Source organism: Dyella sp. AD56 (assembly GCF_002878475.1).
Classification (GTDB): Bacteria; Pseudomonadota; Gammaproteobacteria; order Xanthomonadales; family Rhodanobacteraceae; genus Dyella.
In genome coordinates this window covers 141,286-150,184 of the sequence record NZ_NRDP01000023.1, presented here as the reverse complement: position 1 = coordinate 150,184, position 8,899 = coordinate 141,286, and the positions used below count along the sequence as shown (strand labels likewise).

Below are 8,899 nucleotides of genomic sequence, written 5' to 3'. Positions count from 1 at the left end.
CTGGCAAGCCCAACCAGAACGCTTACATCGAATCGTTCAACGGGCGCTTGCGCGATGAATGCCTCAACGAGCACTGGTTTCCCAGCCTGCTTCACGCACGCACCGAGATCGAAACCTGGCGCCGGGAATACAACGAAGAACGACCCAAGAAGGCTTTGGGCGGGCTCACGCCCGCCGACTATGCGAAGCAGCTAAAGTGACACTGGGCTCTAATTCGTCCCGCTACTGAAAGCGGGGGGACGTCGGGGCATAGAAATTTCCGCTTTGCTCGAAACGCTCAAAGTGCAAGTCGGCAGGCGGTTCGGGGGCACTGAAGCATGCTGCGCAAGCCAGTGCCAGAAGAATTGGCAACACGAAGCTACATCGAATCTTCACGGATCTACGTTTGCCGCATCGAGAAGGGCCTTGACTGGAACCTGCATAGTCTTCGAGTAGTAGGGTTTTGACCAAAAGATGGTCATGACAACCTTGCAGGGAATGGTGCTTCTGCCCGCGAGTAACTCGTTGACGGTCACCGCATTGAGGTGCTCACTGGTGGTTCCGCCGTTGTTTGTCTCTTCGAAGTCCAGCAGAACTTTGTACGTGAAGGCAGTCTGTTGACCAACTGCTTTCGGCTCACCGTAGTCGACGTTTCCCATCATGAAGCGGCGAAGCGTATGCTTGACAGAAAAGTCGGTATCGTCATCAAGCGAGCAGGTTAGAAAACGACCAACAACCGGCCTTCGCCCTCTCACCCAATAAGGAGCGAAGAAGTCGGTGTCCGAATCGAAAGTTAGCTCATAGCTATATCTCTTCGGCGCGAAACTGGTGAAGGTGAGTGTGGCTGGAGGCTCGGGCGTGCTGTAGCAAGCTGTGCAAGCCAGGATCATAAAAACTGGCAAAACCAGTTTGTATCGGATCTTCATAATTCTTTGACCACCCCGTCGGGACAGACTGCGAGCTACTTACTTGGTTGTGCTACCGCGTCGAGAAGGGCCTTGACTGGTACTCGCATCGTCTTCGAGTAGTAAGGCTTCGCCAGATAGATGGTCATAACAACTTTACAGGGTATGGTGCTTCTGCCCGCGAGTAATCTGCTGACGGTGGCAGCATGGAGGTTTTTGGAGCCGCTACCGCCACTGTCCGTCTCCTGGAAGTTCAGTAGAACCTTGAACTTGAACAGAGACGTATTACTCGGTGCCTTCTGCTCGGCTTCCTCAATACTGCCCCTCATGAAGCGAAGCAGCACATGATCAACCGAAAAGTCAGCATCGTCATCCAGCGAGCATTTGAGGAACCGCGTCACAACAGGTCTACGCCCCCTGACCCAATAGGGGGCGAAGAAGTCGGTATCCGAATCAAAAGTTAGCTCGTAGCTATAACCTTTTGGCGAGATTCCGGTGAAGGTAAGTTCAGCTGGAGGCTCCGGGGTGCTGAAGCAAGCCGTGCATGCGAGGGTCAAAAGGATCGGCAACACCAAGCTATATCGGGTCTTCACTGATGTACGGTTACCGCGTCGAGTAGTGCCTTGGCCGGAACCTGCATCGTCTTCGAGTAGTACGGCTTTGAGAGATAGATGGTCATGATGACCTTGCATGGAACCGTTGACCGGTCAGCAAGCAATTGGTTAATCGCATCACCGCTCAGATGATTGTCACTCCGACCACCGTCCAGCGTTTCGCTGAAGTTGACTAGTGCCGCGTAGTTGTACTGAGTCTGCTTTCCCTCAGCTGCTCTACCTATTGATTCAATCTCGCCCCTCATAAAGCGTTGCAACGTATGCTCTACAGAAAAATCCGTGTCGCCATCCAGCGAACAAACCAGCATTCGCCTTATAACTGGCCGCCCCTCCTTCACCCAATACGTAGAAAAAAAATCGACATTTGATTTAAAAACGAACTCATAGTATTCGTACTTTTTCTGCGTAAACCGCTCAAAACCAAGAGAAGCCGGCGGCTCGGGCGTACTGAAGCATGCTGTGCAAGCCAGTGCCAGAAGAATTGGCAACACGAAGCGACATCGAATCTTCACGGATCTACGTTTACCGCATCGAGAAGGGCCTTGACTGGAACCTGCATAGTCTTCGAATAGTAGGGCTTTGACCAAAAGATGGTCATGACAACCTTGCAGGGAATGGTACTTCTGCCTGCGAGCAACTCCTTGATGGCCGCTGCGTCGAGGTCTTGAGTGCTACTTCCATTACTGTCAGTCTGTTGAAAGTTCAGCAAAACCCTATAAGTAAACTGAGCCGCATCGCTCGCCATTCTTTCCTCTTCCGGCTCAATACTTCCCCTCATATAGTGAAGCAACACGTGATCAACCGAAAAATCGGTATCGCCGTCCAGTGAACACTTGAGAAACCGCGTCACAACGGGGCGACGCTCCCTCTCCCAATAATGAGCGAAGAAGTCGGTGCCTGAGTTGAAAGTTAGCTCGTAGTTATATCCTTTTGGCGCGAATCCTATGAAGGTGAGCTCAGCAGGAGGCTCCGGAGTGCTGAAGCAAGCCGTGCATACGAGCGACAGAAGGATCGGTAACACGAAGCTATATCGGATCTTCATAGATCTACGGCTACTCGTTCAAGGTAATGTGCGCGCTATTTAGAAGGCTCTGCGGTGGCCCTTCTTGTCCAAGAGCGGATGGAATTTTCCATAATTTCGGGCACGGTCATGCCGTTGGCCAGTTTGGTGTTAAAAATCGCTCCAGCGTTGGCATGGTTGACGTTCACGTCAACATTGACGTTGGGGCCAGACTTGATAACCCAGCGATCACCGAAATTTGCCACGCCGTCCGATTGATTGGGGTGTGTCGGCGCAGCATGCACATTGATCCAGACCTTGGCATTTGGTGTCGGCTCAGCATGAGACCAAATGGAAGAACCGAGAGTGACGATGGCGCCGCCACCGACCGGGTCGAGTGTCACAAGCATGACGACGTTGTAGCCGGCATCTGTCAGCATTCGCGACAGATGAGCACCATTCCACGCGCCAAGACTATGACCAACAATATAGACTGGTGCGGTCTTGCTTGGTATCACGCTTAAGACGTTCTTCTTGATGTCCGATTTGCTATGTACTTCGTAATAGCCGAGATAGCAGGGAACATAAAACTTTCGCTTTAGAAGATCGGATATGCGTGCTTCCAGTATTTCTTGTGCGCGCACGACGTTGTTGTTTGGACCAGAGAAGTAATAAGACGTCTTGTCGCCAGCCCCACCGATGAAAAACACGGTAGCCGGCTCTGCTAGCGACGGCACTGTGATCTTAACGACAGATCCCTTCGCCGTATCCGTCGTGCCTGAGCCGATATGAATATCGCCCGAAGCGACCGCCGCAGTTTGTGCGTCAACCATTTGAACCCACCCAATGAACGTCAAGATCTTCCTCTGCAGTTGCGAAGACGCGCATGGTCTTGCCTTCCGCATCCGTGATGCCAGATTTCAGCTTTCCGGTGGCGGAAACGATCTTGTACTTTGTGTTGGGGACTGGCAGACCGCCGTCATCTACCAATTGAAATTGCTGGTCATAGGCGATGGAGTCTGGGTCAGCGGGCGTCGAGAGCCATGGACTCATTTGCGCTAGTTCAGACGCCGGGTATCCGCAACCGACCGTGTCTTCCACCCAGAATGTGCTTGCGCAAGAGCTGTAGGCGATACATCCGCAGCTCAACTTGCAACCCTCGATGACCCAGCCTTTGTCTTCGTCCATGTTCCCAAGGCAGTGCTCGACAAAGGTTTGTATCCCGCCGTGCTTTTCGCAGGTGGCCTTGTCGCCCTGGAGCACAAGTGGGAGGTCGTCAATGATGAAGTTGGTGCCACTAGCGGTAATAACGCGACCGCCACCCGAGGTCAGATCGCCCAGACGGATGGGGCCACCACTACGAAGCATGTGCTTCCTCCGCAGTGAAGACGGCGACGCTTCCTAACTCGTCCTTGGCCCAGTACACATAGTTCTGGCCGGCATCGACGATGAACGTGCCATTACTTAGCACACTGCCAAGTCCCGCAATCAATTCACCGCGATCAACGCATTTGTCGAGCCCGGAGATGATGGTGACTTCGCCGTCCACGGGATCGATCACTTTGTCACCAACACGGAGGACTTTCTTTCCGTGAATCTCCTGACCTGAGCCTCCCTCTTGGAAAATGGCGCCCCGATTGGTTCGTGCGCCTGCAACAGCAAAGGGGAGAATGCGCTTGGGGTATCGCTTATCGGACACTGCTCATCTTCCTTGTCTGACTGGTTTAGGGCATATATCGCGCCAGACCAATACCAGGCAATCAGATCTGTCCCAAACTGATTATTCTCGTGCGTGCAGGGTGTTGGCGTGCTCCTTCGCGTAGCGAGCAGCCTTCATGCTGTCCTTGGTAAACATGGGCAGCATGGCCTCGATGCCATGCTAGGTGCGCTCTTACCAACCATCTTTGAGCCCACGCCCACGGCAGATCAGGCACACTGGCAACGATGGAATGCGCTGCCCCGACCATGCCCGACCCAACCGACACCGCCACACCCGCCGGCACTTGGTGCCTGTACCTGATCGAATGCCGCGACGGCTCGTATTACGCGGGCATCACCAACGATCTCGATGCACGCTATCAGGCTCACGTGAATGGCAAGGGCGCGCGCTACACACGCTCGCACCCTCCGCTGCGCCTGCTCGGTTCGCGCGCGTATGAAAACCGCGCGGCAGCATCGCGCGCCGAGTGGGCCATCAAACAGCTGCCGAAGCACCGCAAGCTCGGCTATCTGCATGCCGACACGGACATCACCGTGACGACCACCGTCACCCCAGCGTTGCCGAAATGACGGTGGTCGTTTCCCATCAGGTCGACTTCTTCAGCATCGCCGTGATGGTGTCCAGCTTTTCACGGTAACCATCCAGCGTTTTTGCCGTTGCCTGCGCAAACTGGTTCGCCTCATCCCAGCGACGCGACTCGATGGCCTCGCGCACGCCCGGCACTGTCTTCACGCCGTAGCCGGTGAGCATGCCCGGCGCGTAGATCATGTGCTGGAACCACGGGCGTCCTGGCAGGCCAGAGGCATCGGTGAGCGATTGCTCCATCTGCCCCATCAGCGCATTCACCTGCTGCTGTTGCTCGGCCGACAGCTTGAAGCCGGCAGCAGCACGTTTGCTGTATGCATCTTCGAACGCTTGCGCGCTCTTCTTCAACTTCTTCGCTGCGTCATCGAGCGGTGCGAGTTTGATGTCAGGCACATCCGAATCACGTTCGGGCGGCAGGATCGGCCGCGTCGGGTCGGATACCAGCGCATACGCATGCTTGTCGAGCATTTGGTGTTGCTGCTCGGTGTCCTTGCGCGTGTCCTCCACCAGCTTGTGCAACTGCTCGACATAACGATCCAGCGTGTCACTGAAATCGCTGAATCGTATCGGCAGCACGCTGGCATCGGCAGTGCGCAGCACAATATGGCCAGCCACCTTCGACAGCGCTACGCCGTATTGGAAGTCCGGATCGCCGAAGCGCACGTAGTGATCGAACGAGTCATAGGCAGAGTGATAAATGCCGCCGTTGTCGTCCTCGCCGCTGAAGCCAAGGTCCAGCGAGGCGATGCCCAAGTGTTCGAGGAAGGCGCTGTAATCGGAGCCCGAGCCCAACGCCATGATCGGCACGTCGCCACCTGCCGCAGCGAGTTTGGCGAACTCCTTGGCGTCCGGCTTGGCGTCCTTATTACTGCCGTTGACCATGACGTGTGCGCGCATGCGTTCACGCACACTCGCCTTGGTTTCAGGGTCGACGACGCCCTCGGCTACCTGATTCACCAGATGCTGGTAGGAGTGGCTGCCGCCCGCCTCCAGAAATCCGCGTCCGTTGGTATCGGAGTTGAGGTACAGCACGGCCTTCTGCATCAACTCGTCCGCGTGGGTTTCCGCCCATTCGGTGGAGCCGAGCAGGCCGGGTTCTTCGCCGTCCCAACTTGCGTAGACCAGCGTGCGCTGCGGCTTCCAGCCCTGCTTATAGAGCGTGCCGATAGCTTTCGCCTCCGCCAACAGCGCCACGTTGCCGGCCAGCGGATCCCACGCGCCAAACACCCAGCCGTCGTGATGGTTGCCGCGCACGATCCAGCGATCGGGTTCGGTGGAACCCTTGATCACGGCGATCACGTCGTACACCGGCTTTTGGCCCCAGTCCGACAGCACGGTCAGGTGTACGGGCGCACTGCTCGGGCCCATGTGATAGGTGATCGGCAACGAGCCACGCCAGTTGCCCGGCGCCACCGGACCGGTCAGCGACTTCAGCAACGGCGTGGCGTCGGCATAGGAAATAGGCAAGACCGGAATCTTGAGGATGGTCTTGGCATCTTTCAGTGCCAGCCGCTTGGCATCCGGCGTGGAGCCGATGCCGGGTGTCAACGGATCGCCGGGGTACTGCTGCATGTCGGCCACCGAGCCGCGCTGTACGCCATCTTCCGGGCGCCAGCCACCCTGCGGATAGGTGTCGCCTTCGGCGTAACCGTCATCGTGCGGATCGGAATAGATCAAGCAACCCACGGCGCCATGCTCCTGCGCCAGCTTGGGCTTGAGGCCACGCCAGCCGCCGCCGTAGCGGGTGATCACGATCTTGCCGCGCACGTCGATGCCGCGGCGAGCCAGATCCTTGTAATCGTCAGGCATGCCGTAGTTCACGTAGACCAGCGGCGCGCTTACATCACCATCGCCACCGTAGACGTTGTACGGCGGCAACACGCCGTCCTTGATGCTGGATGTTGCATCGCCCGCCACGGCCGGCTCGTGCAGCTTGGCGGTATACGGGTGCGGCCCTTTCAGCTCCAGCGCCACTTTCTTCGGGGTGGGATAGAGCACGTTGAAGGTTTCGATGTGGGCATCCCAGCCCCACTCCTTGAACTTGGCCAGCATGAACTCCGCATTGGCCTTGTCGTGCGGCGAGCCCACCTGATTGGGCTCGGACGACATTTGCTTGAGCCACGCGCGCTGATCGGCGGGATCGAGTAAGGCGTCGAAGCGTTGCTCCAGGCTCTGTTGCGCGGCCGCGCCGTCGGTGGTGAACCCGAGCATGCCTTGGTCGGCTTTGCCCGGATCGTCCGCAGCCAATGCGCTGCCCATCGAAGCCAGCAAGCAAGCCGCCAGCAGCGGCCGTATCGTCAAACGGGTCATGCGTTGTCTCTCCCCAGCGGTGGCGCGAATAGTTCACGAGTCGTTGTCGTCGCGCTCTCCCTTCGCGACGATATTCAATGCTGTCGTGACACTTATACCCCCAGCCCTGCGGCATTCGCCTAGGACAAAGGTCATGCTTTGGACGGATATCCACCGCATGAGCCTTCGGCAGGAGGGCTCACGACCGTATGGCGCGCGACGCCTTCCACGCGGCCAGCCGCTCGGCGATGTAGTGGTCCGCATCGGCCTCGGTCGTAAGCGCGGGCATCGCGTGATGCGTGTTGCCCTGCGCATCGGGCACGGGCAACTGCGATACCAGTTCGGCGTAAACCTCTTGCAGATGCGAAGGCTCGCCCGCCGCGGGGTTCTTGCCCTTGGAAGTCGGTGCCGTCACGCCTGCCAGCGGATCGTCGGTACGAGGTGTCGCCAGGGTAAGCACGTTGCCAACATCCGGCGCGGCGGCATCACGCGCCGTCAATGCCGGCACGCCCCAACGCGCTTCGACCGTGCTCAGGATGGAGGTGTGATCCAGCGCCATGCTTCCCGACGGCACCCGAAATACCGTGCCTGCCGGAATCAGCGGTGAAATCAGCAAGGTCGGCACACGCGGCCCAAAGCGCTTGAAGTCAAAACCGTATTCGCCCGCCGTGGCATCAGGTGGCACGGCGTTGGTCGGTGGCGGCACGTGGTCATAGCAACCGCCGTGCTCGTCGTAGGTCACGATCAGCAGTGTCTGGTTCCACAGCGGGCTGCTGCGTAACGCGGTGTAGACGTCGTGGATCAACTGCTCGCCCAACGCCACGTCGTAGTTAGGGTGCTGGCTATTGCCGCTGGAACCCCAACTGGGTTCGAGGAAGGTGTAGGCGGCCAGCGTGCCATTCGCAGCAGCCGTCTGGAAGTCCGAAAACTGGCCGAAGTTGGTATCCGGCGCGTTGACGAGATCGGTGTACGTCACGCGCGTGAGCGGCTCGGCGTTGTAGCCGTAGATGGCCCAGGACACGCCCTTCTGCGTGAGAGCGGCATAGATGGTCGGCGCGGTGAACGACTTGGTCGTGTCGTCCATGTGGCCCTGTGAGGTCGCCGCATGAGTGAACGCGCGATTCGGCAGGGTTTCGGTGGGTGCCGCGCCGAACCAGTGATCGCACACCGCAAAGCCACGCGCCAGCGCCGATAGCACCGGCAAGGTCTGCGGCGTGTGCATACCCATGATGTCGGCGGCTACGGTGCCTGCCAGGATGGAGCGCTTCTGCTGCGCCTCCCACGTTAACGTGGACGCGAAATTGGCGACAAAGCCCGCATTCGTCGCCACCGGCGGCACCGGTGCGGCCGCGCTGCCGAACAGCTGTGCATTGGTCGCACTGTAACCCTCGCCGGGGTCGGCGCCGGGCATGTAGTACGTGCTGGTGGTGTTGGGCGGGATGCTGAATACGGTGACGGCGGCTCCCCCACTCGCTCCAGGGTTGTTCTCTTTGCCGGTCAACCCTTCGAAAGGCTGGCCGGCGGGCGAGACGTTGCCCGAGTCGGCATAGAGAAAGCCCAGCATGTGGTCGAAGGAACGGTTCTCCAGCATCAGCACCACGATGTGGTTGATGGCCGACAGCTGGCTTGCGGTCTGGGTGGTCATGTCGCCGCCTTGGGATTTGCGTGGGGATAGGGCCATTTCGCCGCCTGGCGTGTCTGCATTCCATCATCGACGCGTGTCGTACGCGTGACCCGGCGCACATCCCGGCGTTCAGGATCGGCGGGACTGAAGTTTCTAACCGGTGCGCCGATAAACCCCTCGTGC

The 8,899-nt window shown here is 58.2% G+C and carries 11 protein-coding genes; 2 read left to right on the top strand and 9 right to left on the bottom strand.

Annotated features, from left to right (window positions below; all coding sequences use genetic code 11):
* The coding region (locus DyAD56_RS15220) for an integrase core domain-containing protein (protein ID WP_146010534.1) at positions 1–200 on the top strand (200 nt) is incomplete at its 5' end.
* Between the two features lie 171 nt (positions 201–371).
* Here the strand turns inward: DyAD56_RS15220 and DyAD56_RS15215 are convergent.
* The 7 genes from DyAD56_RS15215 to DyAD56_RS23635 are packed head-to-tail and all read right to left on the bottom strand — an operon-like array spanning position 372 to position 4,197.
* A complete protein-coding gene (locus DyAD56_RS15215) occupies positions 372–905 on the bottom strand; it encodes a hypothetical protein (RefSeq protein WP_102303618.1) in 534 nt (177 codons plus the stop codon).
* Positions 906–940: 35 nt separating this feature from the next.
* The gene (locus DyAD56_RS15210) at positions 941–1,456 is read right to left on the bottom strand and encodes a hypothetical protein (protein ID WP_146010533.1); all 516 of its coding nucleotides are present in this window, start codon (positions 1,454–1,456) and stop codon (positions 941–943) included.
* 17 nt (positions 1,457–1,473) lie between these two features.
* Positions 1,474–1,989 carry a hypothetical protein gene (locus DyAD56_RS23640; protein ID WP_233202495.1) on the bottom strand — a complete coding sequence of 172 codons (516 nt, stop codon included), beginning with the start codon at positions 1,987–1,989 and terminating at the stop codon, positions 1,474–1,476.
* Between the two features lie 17 nt (positions 1,990–2,006).
* The gene (locus DyAD56_RS15200) at positions 2,007–2,540 is read right to left on the bottom strand and encodes a hypothetical protein (RefSeq protein WP_102303615.1); all 534 of its coding nucleotides are present in this window, start codon (positions 2,538–2,540) and stop codon (positions 2,007–2,009) included.
* A gap of 35 nt (positions 2,541–2,575) precedes the next feature.
* Positions 2,576–3,331, bottom strand: coding sequence for an alpha/beta hydrolase (locus tag DyAD56_RS15195; protein ID WP_102303614.1), 756 nt, complete (start codon positions 3,329–3,331; stop codon positions 2,576–2,578).
* Positions 3,324–3,866, bottom strand: coding sequence for a PAAR domain-containing protein (locus DyAD56_RS15190; RefSeq protein ID WP_102303613.1), 543 nt, complete (start codon positions 3,864–3,866; stop codon positions 3,324–3,326). The genes DyAD56_RS15195 and DyAD56_RS15190 overlap by 8 nt, the downstream gene beginning before the upstream one ends.
* A complete protein-coding gene (locus tag DyAD56_RS23635; protein WP_146010531.1) occupies positions 3,856–4,197 on the bottom strand; it encodes a hypothetical protein in 342 nt (113 codons plus the stop codon). The genes DyAD56_RS15190 and DyAD56_RS23635 overlap by 11 nt, the downstream gene beginning before the upstream one ends.
* 266 nt (positions 4,198–4,463) lie before the next feature.
* On the opposite strand from DyAD56_RS23635, the gene DyAD56_RS15180 reads away from it, so the two are divergent.
* Positions 4,464–4,787 carry a GIY-YIG nuclease family protein gene (locus DyAD56_RS15180; protein ID WP_102303611.1) on the top strand — a complete coding sequence of 108 codons (324 nt, stop codon included), beginning with the start codon at positions 4,464–4,466 and terminating at the stop codon, positions 4,785–4,787.
* A gap of 16 nt (positions 4,788–4,803) precedes the next feature.
* Here the strand turns inward: DyAD56_RS15180 and DyAD56_RS15175 are convergent, their stop codons facing one another.
* Positions 4,804–7,113 carry a transferrin receptor-like dimerization domain-containing protein gene (locus DyAD56_RS15175; RefSeq protein WP_102303610.1) on the bottom strand — a complete coding sequence of 770 codons (2,310 nt, stop codon included), beginning with the start codon at positions 7,111–7,113 and terminating at the stop codon, positions 4,804–4,806.
* Between the two features lie 178 nt (positions 7,114–7,291).
* A complete protein-coding gene (locus tag DyAD56_RS15170; protein ID WP_102303609.1) occupies positions 7,292–8,737 on the bottom strand; it encodes an alkaline phosphatase family protein in 1,446 nt (481 codons plus the stop codon).
* Positions 8,738–8,899 lie beyond the last annotated feature (162 nt).